This is a genomic window from Salinirubellus litoreus (assembly GCF_037335815.1).
GTDB lineage: Archaea > Halobacteriota > Halobacteria > Halobacteriales > Haloarculaceae > Salinirubellus > Salinirubellus litoreus.
On sequence record NZ_CP147842.1, the window covers coordinates 91,177 to 108,682 of the forward strand.

Genomic DNA, 17,506 nt, shown 5'->3' on the forward strand with positions numbered 1-17,506 from the left:
AAAAGCGGGCGCGATATTATCACCTGATGACAAACGGAGGGTATCGGCTGTACGCTGTCCCTCCCCCTATTCCGCTTCCGTCAGTTGGAACCGTTTCTCGACGAAATCGGAGTTCTCTTTGAATGGCTATCACTTGTTCTCCGTGTTACGTTGTACAATACGCGATCGCATCGCGAACGGCCTCTCTCCGACCGATGAACGTCAAGTGGTCGCCCATCTCGATCTGATCGTCGGGCTCCGGGAGTCGGTTCGCCTCGTCCCGACTGATCAGTGCCAGGTGACACCCCTCCGGTAGCTCGTCTGTCAATTCAGACACCGTCTTTCCGGCGTGCTCTTTCGATGTGACTTCGACCTCCTGAACGTCGCCGTCCCGGTCGAGTTCCCGCATCCACTGTGAGATTCCGGGGCGCTCGATGACGTTGTCCATCGACCACGCGACCGACATTGACGTCGAGATCGCTTCGATATCGATATCCTCGAACGCGTCGAGATTCGAGGGCTCATTCACGCGGGCCACCGCGGTCTCGGCGTCGTACGTGTTTCTCGCGAGTTGTCCGACGAGGAGATTCACGTCGTCGTCTCTCGTCGCCAGTGCGACGATTTTCGCGTTCTCGATACCAGCCTTCTCGAGAACCTGCTGTTCAGTTCCATCGCCGTTGTGAACCGTATGCCCCGCCCGGCGCAACTCCTCGACCACCTGTTGGTCGCTCTCGATGATGACGACCTCTTCCCCCCGGCGTTCGAGTCGTTCTGCGAGCTCTCGTCCGACTCGTCCACCGCCGACAATGAGCGCACGCATCGGGATCACGTCGAGTGTCTGGGCGATATGACGGGCCAGCCCGCCTTCAAACACGACGGTCACGAAGATGACGAGAAAGACCGTGCCGATCAGCGTCGTCGCCGCAGTCGGGTTCGTCGACTGGAGTTCGAGCGCGAACAGCGTCGCAACGCTTGCGGGAATGATCCCTCGAGGGCCGAGTGCACTGATGAAGAGCCGTTCGGGAACGGTCAGTCGGTCACCGACGGTACTGATGAGAACAACTGCTGGCCGAATGATGGCGGCGATGGCGATAACGGCGATGATGCCGGCGACACCCAGTTCGAGGAAATCCCGGAGCGAGAGCAACGACGCGAGCGTGATGAACACGAACGCGATCACGAGAATCGAGACGTCACCTTTGAACTGCTGGATCGTGTCCCGGTAGGGGATGTCCGCGTTGCCGAGGAGGAATCCACCAGTCGCGACTGCAGCGATACCGGCTTCCGACGCCCCAAACGCTGCCCCCAGCACTTCGGCAATCCCGTACATCGTCAACGAAGATACGAGTACCATCAGGCGAGCGTTCTGAGGTGCATTCTCGACCGCCTGCCTCCCGTATCGAAGAACGTACCACAGGACGCCTGCCACCGTCGTCCCGACGAGGATCCCGAGGCCGAACCGGACGGCGAATTCCCGGACGAGCGTCGGTAATCCGTGTGACCCCCTTACGACATACTCAAACATGACGATCGCCAGGATGGCCGCCGTGACGTCGTTGACAACGCCTTCCGTTTCGAGCGTCGAGGCGACGCGTTCACGGACGGGAACGACGTTCATAATTGGGGTAATCACGGTGGGGCCGGTTGCGATGAGTAGCGCTCCGATGAGGAACGCGACGTCCCACGGCACCCCGAGAATGTAGTGCACGACGAGGGCCGTCCCAACAAGTGACCCGAACGCCCCGAACGTGATCAGTCGAAGCGTCTCTCGCTGCGCACTGCGAATCCGGTCGATGCGAAGGTGGAAGGCCCCCTCGAACACGATGATCGCGACGCTCAACCCGACGATCGCCTGGAGCGCGTTTCCGAAGATTGCGGGAGTGACGAGACCGAGCCCCTCCGGCCCGACGATGACGCCTGCAAGGATCAAAAAGACGACACTCGGGATCCGGAGTCGATCTGCGAGGACTTGCGCAGCGGCGCCTAACCCCATGATCGTCACGACGATCTGGATGATATCGACTGCGGCACTCATGGTGGGGAGCCACAGGGGATTGGGGAATCGCTGGTAGACGAGAACACTGCGATCGCTCCATGAACTACAGAAACACCTGTCTACAAAGTGTCTTTCAAATCAAACGGTGGCGTCATCGCTGAAAGAGTACGATCCTCACTCGCCTGCCGACGGAAGCCCGGAGAGTGATACGATCCTCCCACGAGCGGAAACTATCGGTCATCCCTCGAGCATCCAGCCGAACCGCTTCTCCCAGAACTCCTCGCTCGGAGGTTTCTTGCTCTCACCGTACGTCTTGCGGTCACGTATCTGTCGCTCGAGCACGTCTCGCGCCTCGTTGAGTGCGTGACTCGCCCCATAGCCTTCTCCGGAGGCGATGTACAGCCCTCGGTCAGTGTGTAGTCGGATGCGAGCGAGTAAGAGGGGCGTTCCCCGGAGTTTCTCGTCGTGCTCGTGGAGGTGGATCTTTGCGTCCAGAACACTCATCCCGTGGTCTCGGTCGTCGAACTTCTCGACCATCGCCACGACGTCCTCGTATCGCACGTCGTCCAGTAGATCAGTGCCGTAGATCTGGCCGGCCCGATTGCCACCGGCCTCCCACGTGAGCGAATCGAGGACATCCGTTTTCGTGACGACCCCGTACGGCCGGCCGTTTTCAGTGACGACGAGCGACGATCCGTCGATAGCGAACATTTCTTCGACAGCCGTCTCGAGTGTCGCCTCCGGATGAATGGTGTGTACCGGGGAGACCATGACGTCTCGGACCGGGAGATCGAGGATACGGGCGAGTTCCCCCTCCCGGGCACCGAAGCCACCGTGAGCCCGTCCGGTACTGGCGGAGACGTCCCCACCGAACGAATCCGTCCCGCCTGCATCGCCCCCCTGGCTCTGCGTCGTGGAGCGAACCGTGAGAGCGGTCACGTCGTAGAGGCTCAGGATACCGATCGCTGTACCGTCCTCGACGACCGGGAGATGGGTGATCCGATTTTCTCGGAAGACGTGGAGCGCTTCACCGAAGGTCGATGCCGGATCGAGCGTGACGAGATCAGCAGTGTAAGCCTCAGCGACGGTCGCCGCGTCGAGAAACGGCTGGACCTTCTCGAGAATCGCGCCGACGGTGACGACGCCCACCAGCTTACCCCCGTCGAAGACCGGAAGGAGCCGTGTATCGCTGTCGATCATGAGCTGGGCGACCTTGCGGACGTCCTCGTCGGGGACAAGTCGGGGAACGTGCCAGACCAGCGACCCGATCTTCTCGTTAGGCTGATGATGTGAGGTGGCGAGCTGTCTCCTGGTGATGATCCCCTCGAACACGTCGCCGCGTACCACGACACCCTTGACTGTGGGATCATCGAACGTCCCGACGAGTTTCGAGACGGGCGTATCCGGGGCGAATTCTACGTAGTCTTCCGAGACGATGTCGGCAATGTCCATGGCTGTGAGTGTATGTCCGCTCTGGTTGGATGTCGGTCGATTCGGTCGCAAGTGCGCTGCCGATAGATGATATTTCGGTATGGGTTCACAAGTGCTCGCTGGTCGTTCTCGATATCTGGAAAGCAACGTACAGGGGTCATGCCGCGACGAGCCCCAGATATCATCACCATCCCGTATGACCCTCTTGTTCGATATATTCGGCAGTGTATCGGTGTCAGAGAGGGCTCCAGAGATCAGACGGGTAGCTCGAAGACAGTACGACGACACCCAGTACAATGGCTCTATCGAGCGTCCGACTGGAGAATTATTCTCAGAATCCCCACGGGTACAGGTCCGGGCCGAGCAATACGTACGTTCGATCACCGAACCGCTCGACGAAGCGATCCAGATCCTCGGGGTGTTCCAGTTCGTGTGTCCGAGAACGGATGTCTTCGACGGCCGTCTCGATGTTATCCGGTTCAGTCCACGATGTGCGGTCCTGTAGGGTCACGATTTCTCCCACTCGGCGTTCTCTGCCGTGCTGAGTCGCTGGCTGACTTCTTGCTTGAGTTGGTCGTCGTTGACGTTCACTTCGAAGGCGAACTCAGTACCGTTTTCCGACCTCGTTGCCTCGCGAATGTTCGCACTCACGAGATCGTTATCGAAGTAATACGGCGTAAATCGGGTCATGACCTGCTCGTAGACCACCGTTCGAACGTGCGGATGGCCTTTCTAGTGGTCGTGTCGACGGCACGAAGCCCATGTTCGATGGCGTCCTCCCACTTTTCGAGCATGTCTTCAGGGCCATCCCCTTTGGCCTTCTCGAGCGATTCGAGGGCATGCTCGCTTGCCCGTTCGAGATTCTCTCTAGCTGCCTGTCCTGCCTGTTCGCCAGCACCTTCTTCGATGCGAGCCTGTTCGACGGTCTTCTCGCTCACTTCCTCGCCGAGTTCTTCGTGGGCTTTCGGCCGCCAGTCGTCCCACTCGGCGAGTGCGTCCCCATCGACGTCGCTCTCTCGCAACGCTCGGGCGATCCGCTCACCGTGTGCGACGACCTCATCCCACGATCCGCGGACACGAAAGCCGGAGACGCGCTCTTCCATAGCGGACGTTCACCTCGAACGGTGACTCACTCCGAATATCCCTCTTGGAGGAATTCCCCTTCCGTCTCGTAGATGGAAACTAACTCCGTGATGAACTCCTCGTACGATTCGTCCTCTTCGAGGTGGTCGTCCAGTCGGTCTTTGAGTTCGTCGCTGATTTCGAGCGTGTAGGTCATGATCGGGGAGTACTGTTTCAGCGTCTCCTCTATCGTGGTCGATGTCTAAATACCCCGACAGCTATTCCCGCTAGATAGTAATCGTCGACCAGTACATCCAACTCCCATCATGATATCAGCATATATCGATGCCTGCAGTGACTGTTGGAACGGTTCTTGTCTTTCTGCTTATTCTCGTCGCTTTCGTTTTGTTCGTCACCGAGCCGGTCCCGATCGACGTCACAGCGATCGGGATCATGGTCACGCTTATGATACTCGGTTCGTGGACGGGCGTTTCGCCGCGCGAGGGGTCTTCGGATTCTCGACCCCGGCAACGATCACGATTCTCGCAATGATGATCCTAAGCGAAGGCGTCCGTCGGACGGGTGCGATTCAGCGTCTCGAAAAGACAGTCGCCTCCTACACGGGGAGAGCGAACAAGGGCAACTCGGCGCAACGGTCGGGCTCGTCGGCCCGCTCTCGAAAATCATCAAGAACACTGCTGCCGTCACCGTCTTGTTGCCGATGGCGAGCGATATTGCTCACGAGAACGGGACATCGCCGTCAAAGTTGCTCATTCCGCTCTCCTACGCGTCGATGGCCGGTGGGATGCTCACGCTCATCGGAACGTCCACGAACCTTCTGGCCAGCGACATGGCGATTCGACTTGCCACCGACTATCACTCCTTGCACGCGTTCTCGATGTTCGAGTTCACCCACCTCAGTCTCGTGGTGTTTCTCGTCACCGGGGTGCACCTCCTTACGGTCGGATACTGGCTTGCTCCGTCTCACGTGACGCCCCGCAGTAAGCTCGAAACGACACAACAGGAGGAGTTTCTCACCGAGGTGATCGTGGGCGACGAATCACCGTTCGTCGGCTCCACGATCCGGGAAGCGCTCGAAGAGGTCGACTTCGAAGCGAACGTCACCCAACTGATTCGTGCTGGTGCCTATCATCGAGAGCCGAGACTGTCGATGACGATACGGGAGGGGGACACCTTCACGATCCGGTTCACGGAAGACGCGTTATGGACGCTACACGAGTAGAACGGGATCGAGTTCGTTCCGGAAGTCACGCCGCCAAGTGGTCTCGACGCGCTCGGCCCCGGGCAAACGCTCAACGAAATCGTCGTCACCGCCGGGTCCGATCTCGTCGGTGAAACGGTCGAGTCGTCACGGTTTCAAGACCAGTATCAGACGGCTGTTCTGGCCATCCGCCGTGGCAGTGAGACCGCCTACGAACGCCTCACAGAGTATCGAATCCGTCCGGGCGACCTACTCCTTATCGAGTCTGAACCGGACACCGTCGACCGACTTGCGGACGATCCGAACGTGATCGTGGCTGGCGAACTCGCCCTCCAGCAGTTCCGGTCGTCGAAACTCCCGATCGCAGTCGGCGTCGTGCTCTCGGTCGTCGGAGTGACAGCACTCGGCAACCTCCGGTCATGGTCGCCGCACTTGGCGGCGTCATGATGATGATTGTGACTGGAATCGTCAAGCCGGGGGAGGCCTACGAGGCCGTCCAGTGGGACGTGATCTTCTTCCTGGCCGGCGTCATCCCGATCGGCAGAGCGCTGTCGGAGATGGGCGGTGCCGATCTGCTCGGTACGGTCGTCGGCTCGACGGCTGACTTCCTGCCCGCAATCACCGTTCTCGGCCTGTTCTATCTGCTGACCACTGCGATGACCAACCTTATTAGCAACCAGGCCAGCGTCGTGTTGCTCATCCCCGTCGCTGTCGACGCGGCCGCCGGGTTGGAAGCAAACGCATTCGCGTTCGTCCTCGCAGTCACGTTCGCGGCCAGTACGGCGTTTATTTCGCCGATCGGGGATCGAACTAACCTCTTCGTCTATGGCCCTCGTCGATACGAGTTCATCGACTACGCCCGGGTCGGCGGGCCGCTTCAGGTGAACCTGGCCATCGTCACGACCCTCGGGATCGCCACGTTCTGGGGACTGTAAATTTGCTCAGGATCTCTGACTCCTCGGTTCGGCGTCACTGTTCCTGAATTCAGCAGTTATCGTCCTATGGGAAATACTGACGAGATTATAGGCTAATAAACACTATGTCTGAATGTGATGTATAGGGTACTTGTTCCGGTCGACAGAAGTGAGGAACGCGCGTTCCACCAAGCACAGTACGTGTCACAGCTTCCGAACGCCACCGACGATGTCCAGGCGACGGTGCTGTACGTGGTGCCCCCCGATGAGTTCAGCGACGCCGACGCGGTGGAGTTCTCGAATATCGATGCGGCTGTCGGGGCGGCCAACCTTCTCGAAGGCGAGGGTGTTTCCGTGACCCGAACCGTGGACGACGGTGGCATCTCGGACCAGATTGTCCGTTCCGCTGAGGGACTGGAGGCCGACGAGATCGTTATGGGTGGGCGCAAGCGGTCAGGTGTCTCCCGCGTGCTTCTCGGTAGCACGGTCCAAGACGTTATGCTCTCGGCCGAGCGGCCGGTTACCATCACGAGTGAGACGGCCGTGCCCAGCGAAGGAATCCGACAGGTTCTCGTCCCGGTCGACGCCGACGTGGAACGCGCCCATCATCAAGCGGCGTACGTTGCCGGGTTGCCCGAGGCGGCGGAGACGGTCGAAGCGACGGTGCTCGTCGTGTTCCGTCACCAGGACTACAAGGGGGCCCCTCCCCACACGTTCGAGGAGATCGACGCGGCCGTCGAGGCGGCCGATGCCCTCGAAGACGAGGAGGTCCCAGTCGACCGTGTCGCCATCGGGGGTGAGGTGGCCCGGAAGATACTCGACGTGGCAGCGGAACGCGATGCCGACAGCATCGTCATGGGCGGGCGCAAGCGGTCGGGGCTCCAGGAAGTACTCATGGGGAGCATCACGCAGGACGTAATGCTCTCGGCCGAGCGGCCGGTCACTATCACCGGCTAGCCTCGGTCAAACGCCGCACCCACGTCAGTAATAGTCACGGTCCATTGCGCCTAATACTGTAAAATATGGGCCTGAGCAGTCCACAGTATCGGATTCCTGAATCGCTGGAATGACGGGGGAGTTGAAATGTGGCCTAGTCGAATATTCGAGGAGGCCGAGAGCGACGGTCTACCCTCGAGTAAGCCAATATAGGGAGAAATCCATGCCAGACACGAAACGTATCGTCATCGCCGGCGGCGGCCGTATTGGATTACGAACCGCACAGGAGCTCGCAGACCGCGGATACGAGATCGTATTGATCGAAAAAGAGGAGGCTCGGTCAGAGGAGGTCGCGGATGAATACGTCGCGATGGTCTTGCAAGGGGACGCGACAGCGCCCTCGATTCTCGAGCAGGCGGATCTCGAGCGGGCTGACGCCATCGCCGCGTTGACCGATGAACCCGGGACCAACCTCGCGATTTGTATGGAGGCAAAGCGAATCGCACCGCACATCCGAACTCTCGCTCGAACCGGCACAGGGACCGAGGACGAGTACGACGAGATTGCCGACGCGACGATCCTGCCCCAAGAACTCAGCGCGAACACGGCCGCGGACATCCTTTCTGGCGACGAAGTGCGGACCATTATCGGCACCCACCACGACCTCGAAATTCTGGAGATCAAGGTGGCCGAGGACGCCCCGGTCGCCGGACATACGCTCGCGGAGATCAGCCTCCCGAAAGGGAGCCTTGTCATCTCGGATCGGAACCGAACACAGATCGCACGTGCCGATATGGAGCTTGAACCCGGCGAGTATTATATCGTCGGCGTGGAACCTGACGTCCTTGACGAGGTGCTGAACCTCTTCCGCGGCTAATCCTGGGGGACTATTTTACGCTCCGTCTGCATCTCGACATGTAATGGCGAGCCGGACCGAGACCCAACTCGAACGCACGCTCGGATTCAGGGAGGCCTTGACCATCGGCGTCGGAACCATGGTGGGCGCGGGCATCTTTGTCCTCCCCGGTCCGGCGGCCGCCCTCGCCGGCCCCGCGGCAGCCGTTGCGTTCGTGGCCGCGGGCGGGCTCGCCGTTCTGACCGCGCTCTCGGCGAGCGAACTCGCCACTGCGATGCCGGCCTCCGGTGGCCCGTATCACTTCATCAATCGGGGGCTGGGGCCCGTCTTCGGGAGTATCGCCGGGCTGGGCAACTGGCTCGGGCTGGCGTTCGCGACGGCGTTCTACGCGGTCGGGTTCGGCAACTACGTCGCGCCGCTGGTGAGCGGGATACTCCCACCCCTCGGCATCGGGCCCCTGCCGCTCTCCGGGCCCCAGCTCGGCGGACTCGTCGCCGCCGTCCTCTTCATCGGCGTCAACTACCTCAGCACGAAAGGAACCGGCGACTTACAGAACGTCATCGTCATCGTACTACTCGGAATCCTCGGCCTGTTCATCCTCCTCGGGGTGACCCAGGCTGACGTCGCGACGCTCCGCCCCCTGTTTCCCGAGGGCCCTGAATCGGTGTTCCTCGCCACCGCGCTGGTGTTCGTCTCCTACCTCGGGTTCGCCCAGGTGGCGACCGTCGCCGGGGAGATCAAGCAGCCCGGAACGAACCTCCTGCGAGCGATGGTCGGCGGCGTTCTCCTGGTCACGGCCGTCTACGCGGTGTCAATGGTCATCCTGCTCGGCGTCGTCGAACGCGCTGCCATCGCCGGCTCCGGGACGGCGATCGCGGACGGTGCGGCCGTCGTCTTCGGCGCGTTCGGGAGCGGCGTCGTCGGCGTCGGTCTGCTCACCTTCGGCGGGCTGCTTGCAACCGCCTCGTCGGCGAACGCGTCGGTACTGTCGGCTTCTCGTATCAACTACGCAATGGGCCGGGACGGCCTGATGGACGACCGACTCTCGGCCATCCACGAGCGGTTCGACACGCCACACCGCTCTATCCTGCTGACCGGTGGGCTCATTCTCGTGTTCATCGTCGTAGGGGAGGTCAACAGCCTCGCACGGGCGGGGAGCGTCCTGCACCTGCTGGTCTACGGCCTATTGAACGTCTCGCTCATCGTCTTCCGGGAGACCCGCGCCGGCGGCTACGATCCGGACTTCGAAGTGCCATTCTATCCGGCGGTCCCGGCACTGGGTGCCGTCCTCTCGTTCGCTCTCATCGGATTCATGGAACTGCCGGAAGTACTGCTGGCCGCCGGACTCGTCGTCGGGGGCATCGTCTGGTACGTACTTATGTCCGCCGCCGCGTTGTGGACACCAGCGCGCTGGCGATGTACCGCGGCGCGGTCCCGCTCGAGATTGAAGTCGAGGTGGAGTTCGACTTCGACGCCCCGGCGAAACGTGCCGAGGAGGTAGCGGAGGATGGCTGACAGCTGGACGCCGTACGTCGGGAATGGGCGGCGGACAGCCGCGTTTGACCGGTCACGCACGCACCGCCCGCACCCGCTGGACATCACCCACCACTCATGATTGAAGATCCCACCCTGCTGATCCCCCATCGACGCATCGGCCCCGGAGGACCCACCACAGGCACTCGTGGACCTCCTGGAACCACTCCACATCGTCGTGCTCGGTCACTACCCGGTGCCCGATCAGGCCGCTCCCCAACAGCTCCAGGAGGCCCACGAGACGGAGGCGAAGGATGCGATGGAACCGGTCGTCCGCCGGTTCGTGGAGCAAGGAACCGATGTCGAGTCGGTGCTGGTATTCACACGAGACCACGTCACGTCGATCGACCGCGTGGCTAACGAGCACGACTGCGACGCAGTGCTCGTCCCGGGGTCCGTCGGAGACTTAAGCGACGTCCTCGTTTCACTGAAGGACGAGCAGAACATGTTCAGGGTCCTCGAGGTGGTCGGCCTCTTGCTGGAAGAGACCGATCCCGACGTGACGCTGTTTCACTCCGAGAGCATTGAGAAAGGGAGCGCCATCTCGGAACTCCTGCTTCGCGGTGCGACTGACTGGCTGACCGAACGGGGCCTCGAACGAAACCGCATCACTTGGCGCGAGCCGACCGCCGAGACCCAGACGACCGACCTGCTCGAACTGGCCGACGAACACGACTTCGTCATCATGGGCGAGGAGGAGCCGTCACTCGCCGAGCGCGTCCTCAGCGAACTGCCGGATCGGATCCACGCCCGAACCGGACGAGCAGTCCTCGTGGTCCGCAAGGAGCGATGATTTCGATGCCCGAGAACAGCAACAGGCCGTCGGTGCTCGTGCCCGTCGACGTTTCGACAGACGAGCGGCCCGACCCGCAGCTCCTCGAACTCCTCGAACCCGCCCGGATCGTCCTCGGTGGCTGGTATCCCGTCCCCGACCAGACGCCCCCCGAACAGCTCCAGGAGGCCCACGAGGACGAGGCGATCGAGCGCATCGAGGCCATCGCAGCCGAGTTCCAGGACACCGACACGGCGGTCGAGACGGTCGTCGTCTTCACCCGGGATCGGTCGACGACGATCGACCGGCTCGCCGACGAGTACGACTGCGGGGTCGTCTTGGTCCCCAGAGCCGTTCAGCGGGTCGAGCGTATCCTCGTGGCGATCCGGGCCGATGTCAACCTCTCGGCGATTCTCTCGGTCGTCGGCGTCTTGCTGACGGATAGCGAGGCGACTGTCACGCTCCTGCATGCCGCAGAAGCCGACGAGGACACCGAGGCCGGGAAAGTCATGCTCAGGGGCGCAGGCGACGAACTGCTCGACGCCGGTGTCGACGCCGACCGTATCGACACAGTGAGCCTCGAATCCGACACTCCTGTTGACGATATCGTCGATGCCGCGGCCAATCACGACGTGCTGGTCATCGGCGAGTCTGAGCCGTCGCTCATCGAGCAAGTCATCGGTGACGTGCCAGGTCAACTCATCAAACGGACCGACCGGCCGGTGTTGATAATCCGGAAGCTTCCGACTGAAGAAGAGGAAGACGAGGATGGCGGGGAAGCACTGGAGTGAACCGGTACATACCCCGGCTGCGGCACGGGGAACTGCGCCATGAACGGCGCGAAGAACGTTACATCGGTCGAGCAATCAGGATTTCGACTGGCCATACCCACGCCCGATGGAGATGCTCTTGTCGTTCAACCACGAATCCCGCTTCTTCAAGCGTTCGAGAGGCGTAAATCGGTCGACACCCGAACCGTTCGTAGCCCGGAACCCGTTCGAACAGCCAGTCGTACGCTCGCACGAACAGGTCATCTTCAGCGCCAGCCCGTTCCATCGTCACGACACAGAGCCGACCATCCGGCCGGAGGATGCGCTTGAGTTCCCCGACAACTGTCGGTATCTCGTCTTCCGCAAACAGTTCTAACGTGTCCTCGATAAAAGCGATGTCGGCGACGTTCGCTCGAAACGGGAGTGATCGAGCGTCTCCGAGACAGATCTCGATGTGCGTCTTTGCTCCCTCTCGAACGGCCCGCCTGCGGGCCCGATTCGCCATACTCGCTGCGGCATCGAGCCCGACGATGGCTCCCTCTGGGCCGACTCGCTCGGCGAGCGCGACTACTGCATGCCCGGGTCCACATCCGACCTCCACGACGTGTTCCCCACATTCGATAGCGAGCACGTCCAAAGCCCGCTGCCGTGTGCCCGCTTGCAACGGTGTGATGAACCAGTCGTACAGTGCCGCCAACCGGTGATACGTCTCGACGACGGTTTCGTTGGACACATCTGGTTTGGGCAGAGTGGTCATTGACTGGAGGCGGCGCGCTGATTTTCGGAACGTGCTATCGAGTTGCAATCGAAGGAAAATACCACACTCTGCGTCCGCCCTGGGAGAACAGATTCCGACGACGACTGCTCGACTAGACGCCGCCAACGGACGGACAGACGTCCCTGTTCACTCGGTGACATCCTCGGACGTTCGATACGTTTGAACATCTTCAAGCATCGGGATACCTCGTCGAGCACCCTTCTCGCGCGTGGAGAGTGACCCGGCGATCGTTCCAATTTTGATGGCTTCCTGCAATGACGCCCCGGCTGCGAGTTGGGCCGCCAAGAAGCCGTTCAGGACATCGCCGGCACCGGTCGTATCGACCGCTTTGACCGTCGGTGGCGTTACAGTGAACCGTCGCTCCGCTTCGACGATGACGTCGTCGGCACCTCGTTTGCGAATGAGGACTCCATCGAACTCTCCAAGGGGGGACTGTAGCGCCCGATACTCGTGTTCATTCGGGGTGAGGTAGTCGACCGCATCACAACCAAGGAGTTCTTCGATTCCATCTGCAGGCGCGGGGTCGAGGATAATAGTCGGTCGGTCCCGTTGGGCAGCCAACTCCGAAAGTAGTGTCATAACCGGCTCGATCGGAATCTCGTTTTGCAGGAGGAGACACTCGGCTGAGAGAATCGTGTCGTACTGCTCTCGGATGTAGGTACTATCGATAGCACTATTCGCCCCTGGTCGGACGATGATCCAGTTGTCGCCCTCCTGCCCGACGAACACGTAGGCCGTTCCAGTTGGTTCTGAGGCAGTTCCGATCTGAGTGACACCGACTCCGGCTTCCGTGAGATGACTGCGGACCCCGAATTCCCTGCCATCGGGGCCTACCTTGCCGAGCATTTCCGTCTTTGCTCCGGCCTTCGCCGCAGCCACGGCCTGGTTCGCACCTTTCCCTCCATGACGAATACTATCGGGATCGACTGAGAAATCCGTCGGGAGGTCATCGATCTGGACAGTCTGGCCGCGGTCTGGAAACCAGCTATATCGGTCTCTGAGATCGGCGATCTCGCCGTCGGACACGTGATGTATTTTGTCCACGTTGATGCTCCCGAGACTGACGACGTCTCTCATATCGAACGCTTACTCAATCACAGTTTCTCTCATCGGATGAGTGTCACAGGAACCGTTGCCCGCCGTGACACGATCTCCGCGATGCTCCCGAATACGGGTCGTTCCTCCTCCGTTCGTCCGTGCGCTCCGAGAACGATGTGGTCGATCTCCTCCTCGTCGGCGTAATCCACGATGATCCGCTTTGGATCACCGATCTCGGACGTGGTGGAGACCTCGCGGCCGTACTCATCAGCGAATTCTCGAGCCTCATCGAAGAGTTGCTCTGAGACTTCTTCAGCCCGCTCGTACCACTCTTCGGATCCCATCAATGGTTCATACGAGGTTTCGAAGTCAGGATAGGCACCGTAGCCGGGCTCGAAGAGATCAACCACGTGGAGCACCGTGATCGACGCATCCGGGAATTCTTCGAGGGCATGACGAAGCGCTCTTCGTGACAGCGGCGAGCCATCGAGTGGGACGAGAATGTGTTCGGTCACATCTCCACCTCCTGAACGATTATCCGCTCGATCAGTTTCGGATCAACCTGGACTCGGAGTCTCTCGTTAAGTAATCCCATTATCGATTTCAGTTGGAGCGAGACGAAATAGGGATCGTCGGTAATTCCAGTCGAGTGAGAATCCATCCCGGCCATCAACCATCGGAGAACAATACCGAGGACGCGTCCAGCAGTACGGCGATCATATTCATTCACTCCAACAGTAACGAGCGGAGTGGAGGAGTTCACTCGGCTTTCGGCAGCTCTACGATAAACTCCGCTCCTTCTGGCTCGTTGTCTTCAACCCATACGTCACCACCGTAGATCTCGAGGAGCGTCTGGACGAGGTACAACCCGATACCCGTTCCCTGGCTTTCCAGTCCTTTCTCGCCCTTCCCGAAGATCTCGTCCTTCTGGCTATCCGGCACGCCAGGCCCGTTATCTGTGATCTGGACGAGGATCGAATCGGATCGGTTTGTTGCTGAAACGATGATTTCGGGCTCGTCCTTATCGTTGTGCTCGATAGCATTTTTGAGTAGATTTCGGAAGACTGAATCGAGCATCTCGTTCGCTCGAACCGTTACGTCCGGAATATCTGTCTCACAGGTGACAATCGCCTGAGAATATGCCGACCGGATATCATCGAGTTCGCTTCGGAACGATGACTGGAGGTTGACCTGTTGTAAATCCTCTTCAGTCGAAAGCATCACGTCGGACAACTCCCCTGCCGTCGTTGTGAGGTCCACTGCATGGTCGGCACTTTCGAACACTGTCTCGATATAGTCGTGTACCTCTTGATCGTCACATTCTTTCTCTAACAACTCCGCGTAGGCTGTTACCAGCTGAAGGTCGTTCCGGATGTCGTGTCGCAGCATCTGATTGAGGAGGTCAAGGTTATCACGCTGCTGTTCGAGACGTTGTTCATATTTTTTGCGCTCGGTGATTTCACGACTATTGATGACGTATCCATCGAGCGCCGTATTGGTACGGTTGCTCCCGACAGATTCGAACCATTCCCAGTGTCCATCCGCATGCTGTAATCGATGCGTGCTGCGGTCAGTCACGTGCTCGGGATTGTTTATTACGTCAGAGAACCGATTGACGACGACCTCTCGGTCGTCCGGATGGATGTATTCGAACGCGTTCGTTCCGGTCATCTCGTCCGACTCGTAGCCGAGGATACGGTCGACGGCTTCGTTGACGAACGAGATCGTCCCCTCCTCGTCGACGATCATGATGATGTCCTGAGAGTGTTCGACGAGAGCCGACAGTCGTCCCCCGATCACCGAATCCATACTAGAAGGGAATAGTTTCTGACGTATTGAGAGTTCTCATCATCCTACAATCACAGAAGATCCGATATCGAGCGAAACACGTCTTCGAGAGTCCTACTGGTACATTCCTGGCATCGCCGGTTGCTGGTCCTGTTGTTGCTGATACTGCTTGAGTTGCTCCGCGATCTGTTGTTTCTGTTTCTGGATCTCCTCGGCCTGTTCGAGCAGTTCCTGCGTGTCGATATCAAACTCGACGAGCGGTTCGAGAGCTTCTTCGATCACAGCACGGGCAGCCGCTGGATCGGGTATATAGGGGTTCGAACGCACGATGAGCACCGCGGCTGGAACGTCGTCGTGGTAACAATCAGCCAGCAGCGCACCAGTCACGCCACCGACGACACCAGAGCCGTCGGCCAAGGTGATTCCTGCATCGACGAGAGCGGTCTCCAGATCATCCGTCGTGGCAACGCCAACGACCTCGCCGATCTCGTCTTCGGACTCCGCTGGAGTCCCCGCGAGGAAAATAGCCTGTTCGAATTCCTCCGCCAAGTCGCTCAGGACACACTGGCTCAGAGAATCAACTGCAGCAGGCGGGATCGGGATGTCACTCTGGAGGGTCATTACAGCCGGATCCTCCCCTGCGTAGACGCGTACTGCGTCACGAACCCGGCCGTCGTCGAATGCTGCAACCGGTGGGAAATCGTCGGAAACGATGGTTCCGTGCTGGTCCAGCTCGAGTTGCTTCGTGATTTGATCGACAGCAATCGCCGCAACTAATCCCAATCCGGGAAGTCCCTCGATGAGGGTCGGCGATTCGGTCCCCAGTTCTGTCGTCTTCACGAAACTCGTCGATGAATCAGGAGTCATTACTCGATACCAAGTCTACCATCGAATAGTACGGCCTTATCAACACCTCTAATTCCTAATCTGTGAGACCGCTCTGTCTATTCACGAAGACTCATCAGCTGATTCAGCTGGCATACGAACCGTCAACACCGGCGCATCCGAGAGCCGGACGACTTTCTCGGTGACGCTGCCCAGAAGATATCGATCTAGGCCCGTGCGGCCATGCGTCCCCATAACCACGAGATCGATGTCGTGTTCGTCGACGTAATCGAGAATGGCCTGGTGGGGTGCTCCCTGTGCCACTACACCTTCGATCGTGTTCACACCAGCTGCCTCTGCTTGCTGGATCACCTCATCGATCGCGTTCTCACCAGCCTCTTCGAGGGCATCAAGCGTTCCGGGGACCGAGGAATCGATACCGACGTTCGTATCGGCGACATAGATCGTATGGAGTGCGGCGTCGTAGGTCGTTGCGAGATCGATCGCGTGTTCGACGGCACCTCTTGTCCCTTCACTTCCGTCCGTCGGAACCAATATCTGATCGTACATATCGGATCTTCGTTGTCGGAGGGACAAAGAGAGACTGTCGATTACGAGACGCTGGGAAGACCTCAGTTCCCGTTATAGGGTAGATTCAGGCTCGGACCTGTGTCCCGGTCTCCCCGGCCAGTGCGTCCATCAGATGCTCGGGAGAGGTAATCACGGCCCGCTCTCCACCCTGTTCGATAAAGCGGAGACAGGCCTCTATCTTCGGTTCCATGCTGCCCTCGCCGAACTCACCCGCGTCGAGATGCGTGCGCAACTCCTTGGGTGAAGGCCGACGGAGCGGGCGCTGATCGGGCGTATCGTAGTTCACGTACGCGAACTCGACATCCGTCAGGATGACGAGGGTATCAGAGCCGAGTGCCGAGGCGAGCAGTTGCGAAGCCTTGTCCTTATCGACGACTGCTTCGATACCCCGGAGCCCGTCGTCACGAACGACGGGGACACCCCCACCACCAGCGGTGATCACGAGGTTCCCCCGCTCCACGAGACGAGTGAGTTCCTCTCCTTCGACGATCTCGACGGGCTCGGGAGACGGGACGACACGACGGTACGGACGGTCACCGGTCGATACGCGTCGTGCCTCGAATGATTTCTCCGCAGCTTCCGCTTCGGTGTAGAACGGTCCGACGGGCTTCGTCGGGTCCTGGAACGCAGGATCGTCGGCGTCGACGACCACCTGCGTCACAACGGTGATGAAGTCGGGTGAGTCGGTAAGTTCGTTGTCAAGGGCCTGTTGGAGGAGATAGCCGATCTGTGCCTGGGTTTCGGCGACCAGCACGTCGAGCGGTAACTCAGGCGTCTCGCTGACGCGCTCTTGCTGTAAGAGGAGGTTGCCCACTTGCGGTCCGTTGCCGTGGGTGAGTACGACATCGTAGCCGGCCCGAATCGCTTCCGAGATCTGTCGAGCCGTTCGCGCTATCACGTCGAGCTGTTCGTCGATCGTCCCAAGACCGTGCTCACCGAGCAGCGTGTTTCCGCCCAACGCCACGACGATCGGATCCGTTCCCGTCTCGTGAGAGGTGCCGCCCATACTAATTCC

Annotated in this window: 15 protein-coding genes and 2 pseudogenes; 6 read left to right on the top strand and 11 right to left on the bottom strand. The window is 59.9% G+C overall.

Going from position 1 to position 17,506, the window contains the following annotated elements:
* Positions 1 to 145 precede the first annotated feature (145 nt).
* The 4 genes and pseudogenes from WDJ58_RS23285 to WDJ58_RS23305 all read right to left on the bottom strand — a co-directional run bounded on the left by WDJ58_RS23285 (position 146) and on the right by WDJ58_RS23305 (position 4,685).
* Positions 146 to 2,014 (bottom strand): cation:proton antiporter, encoded by a 1,869-nt coding sequence (locus tag WDJ58_RS23285; RefSeq protein ID WP_338917989.1) that lies wholly within the window; start codon positions 2,012 to 2,014, stop codon positions 146 to 148.
* Between the two features lie 198 nt (positions 2,015 to 2,212).
* The gene (locus WDJ58_RS23290; RefSeq protein ID WP_338917990.1) at positions 2,213 to 3,427 is read right to left on the bottom strand and encodes a CBS domain-containing protein; all 1,215 of its coding nucleotides are present in this window, start codon (positions 3,425 to 3,427) and stop codon (positions 2,213 to 2,215) included.
* Between the two features lie 486 nt (positions 3,428 to 3,913).
* Positions 3,914 to 4,509, bottom strand: a pseudogene (locus tag WDJ58_RS23300) (DUF5828 family protein).
* A 26-nt stretch (positions 4,510 to 4,535) separates the two neighbouring features.
* Positions 4,536 to 4,685 (bottom strand): DUF7557 family protein, encoded by a 150-nt coding sequence (locus WDJ58_RS23305; RefSeq protein ID WP_220581931.1) that lies wholly within the window; start codon positions 4,683 to 4,685, stop codon positions 4,536 to 4,538.
* Between the two features lie 128 nt (positions 4,686 to 4,813).
* On the opposite strand from WDJ58_RS23305, the pseudogene WDJ58_RS23310 reads away from it, so the two are divergent.
* The 6 genes and pseudogenes from WDJ58_RS23310 (at position 4,814) to WDJ58_RS23335 (ending at position 11,492) form a co-directional block, all read left to right on the top strand.
* Positions 4,814 to 6,625, top strand: a pseudogene (locus tag WDJ58_RS23310) (SLC13 family permease).
* Between the two features lie 117 nt (positions 6,626 to 6,742).
* Positions 6,743 to 7,561 carry a universal stress protein gene (locus tag WDJ58_RS23315; RefSeq protein ID WP_338917993.1) on the top strand — a complete coding sequence of 273 codons (819 nt, stop codon included), beginning with the start codon at positions 6,743 to 6,745 and terminating at the stop codon, positions 7,559 to 7,561.
* 202 nt (positions 7,562 to 7,763) lie between these two features.
* The gene (locus WDJ58_RS23320) at positions 7,764 to 8,417 is read left to right on the top strand and encodes a potassium channel family protein (RefSeq protein ID WP_338917994.1); all 654 of its coding nucleotides are present in this window, start codon (positions 7,764 to 7,766) and stop codon (positions 8,415 to 8,417) included.
* A gap of 43 nt (positions 8,418 to 8,460) precedes the next feature.
* Entirely contained in the window at positions 8,461 to 9,897 is a 1,437-nt protein-coding gene (locus WDJ58_RS23325) for an APC family permease (protein ID WP_338917995.1), read from the top strand.
* Between the two features lie 180 nt (positions 9,898 to 10,077).
* Positions 10,078 to 10,722 carry a hypothetical protein gene (locus WDJ58_RS23330; RefSeq protein ID WP_338917996.1) on the top strand — a complete coding sequence of 215 codons (645 nt, stop codon included), beginning with the start codon at positions 10,078 to 10,080 and terminating at the stop codon, positions 10,720 to 10,722.
* Between the two features lie 5 nt (positions 10,723 to 10,727).
* Positions 10,728 to 11,492 (top strand): universal stress protein, encoded by a 765-nt coding sequence (locus WDJ58_RS23335; protein WP_338917997.1) that lies wholly within the window; start codon positions 10,728 to 10,730, stop codon positions 11,490 to 11,492.
* Between the two features lie 58 nt (positions 11,493 to 11,550).
* Here the strand turns inward: WDJ58_RS23335 and WDJ58_RS23340 are convergent, their stop codons facing one another.
* The 7 genes from WDJ58_RS23340 to arcC form a co-directional block, all read right to left on the bottom strand.
* Positions 11,551 to 12,204 (bottom strand): methyltransferase domain-containing protein, encoded by a 654-nt coding sequence (locus tag WDJ58_RS23340; RefSeq protein ID WP_338917998.1) that lies wholly within the window; start codon positions 12,202 to 12,204, stop codon positions 11,551 to 11,553.
* Positions 12,205 to 12,375: 171 nt separating this feature from the next.
* On the bottom strand, positions 12,376 to 13,326 hold the full coding sequence (locus WDJ58_RS23345; protein WP_338917999.1) for a PfkB family carbohydrate kinase: 951 nt from the start codon (positions 13,324 to 13,326) through the stop codon (positions 12,376 to 12,378).
* A 29-nt stretch (positions 13,327 to 13,355) separates the two neighbouring features.
* On the bottom strand, positions 13,356 to 13,802 hold the full coding sequence (locus WDJ58_RS23350; protein ID WP_338918000.1) for a universal stress protein: 447 nt from the start codon (positions 13,800 to 13,802) through the stop codon (positions 13,356 to 13,358).
* A 244-nt stretch (positions 13,803 to 14,046) separates the two neighbouring features.
* Complete coding sequence (locus WDJ58_RS23355; protein WP_338918001.1) at positions 14,047 to 15,096, bottom strand: two-component system sensor histidine kinase NtrB; 1,050 nt, start codon at positions 15,094 to 15,096, stop codon at positions 14,047 to 14,049.
* Positions 15,097 to 15,189: 93 nt separating this feature from the next.
* Entirely contained in the window at positions 15,190 to 15,942 is a 753-nt protein-coding gene (locus WDJ58_RS23360) for a proteasome assembly chaperone family protein (protein WP_338918002.1), read from the bottom strand.
* A gap of 81 nt (positions 15,943 to 16,023) precedes the next feature.
* Positions 16,024 to 16,470: a universal stress protein gene (locus WDJ58_RS23365; protein ID WP_338918003.1), complete on the bottom strand. Its 447-nt coding sequence runs from the start codon at positions 16,468 to 16,470 to the stop codon at positions 16,024 to 16,026.
* 85 nt (positions 16,471 to 16,555) lie between these two features.
* Positions 16,556 to 17,497 (bottom strand): carbamate kinase, encoded by a 942-nt coding sequence (arcC, locus tag WDJ58_RS23370; protein WP_338918004.1) that lies wholly within the window; start codon positions 17,495 to 17,497, stop codon positions 16,556 to 16,558.
* Positions 17,498 to 17,506 lie beyond the last annotated feature (9 nt).

Excerpts from the sequence above, each read along its gene's own strand:
- WDJ58_RS23335 (WP_338917997.1), top strand. The coding sequence starts at position 10,728 with ATGCCCGAGAACAGCAACAGGCCGTCGGTGCTCGTGCCCGTCGACGTT.
- WDJ58_RS23320 (WP_338917994.1), top strand. The coding sequence starts at position 7,764 with ATGCCAGACACGAAACGTATCGTCATCGCCGGCGGCGGCCGTATTGGA.
- WDJ58_RS23345 (WP_338917999.1), bottom strand. The coding sequence starts at position 13,326 with ATGAGAGACGTCGTCAGTCTCGGGAGCATCAACGTGGACAAAATACAT.
- arcC (WP_338918004.1), bottom strand. The coding sequence starts at position 17,497 with ATGGGCGGCACCTCTCACGAGACGGGAACGGATCCGATCGTCGTGGCG.
- WDJ58_RS23315 (WP_338917993.1), top strand. The coding sequence starts at position 6,743 with ATGTATAGGGTACTTGTTCCGGTCGACAGAAGTGAGGAACGCGCGTTC.
- WDJ58_RS23290 (WP_338917990.1), bottom strand. The coding sequence starts at position 3,427 with ATGGACATTGCCGACATCGTCTCGGAAGACTACGTAGAATTCGCCCCG.
- WDJ58_RS23365 (WP_338918003.1), bottom strand. The coding sequence starts at position 16,470 with ATGTACGATCAGATATTGGTTCCGACGGACGGAAGTGAAGGGACAAGA.
- WDJ58_RS23360 (WP_338918002.1), bottom strand. The coding sequence starts at position 15,942 with ATGACTCCTGATTCATCGACGAGTTTCGTGAAGACGACAGAACTGGGG.
- WDJ58_RS23305 (WP_220581931.1), bottom strand. The coding sequence starts at position 4,685 with ATGACCTACACGCTCGAAATCAGCGACGAACTCAAAGACCGACTGGAC.
- WDJ58_RS23285 (WP_338917989.1), bottom strand. The coding sequence starts at position 2,014 with ATGAGTGCCGCAGTCGATATCATCCAGATCGTCGTGACGATCATGGGG.
- WDJ58_RS23355 (WP_338918001.1), bottom strand. The coding sequence starts at position 15,096 with ATGGATTCGGTGATCGGGGGACGACTGTCGGCTCTCGTCGAACACTCT.
- WDJ58_RS23325 (WP_338917995.1), top strand. The coding sequence starts at position 8,461 with ATGGCGAGCCGGACCGAGACCCAACTCGAACGCACGCTCGGATTCAGG.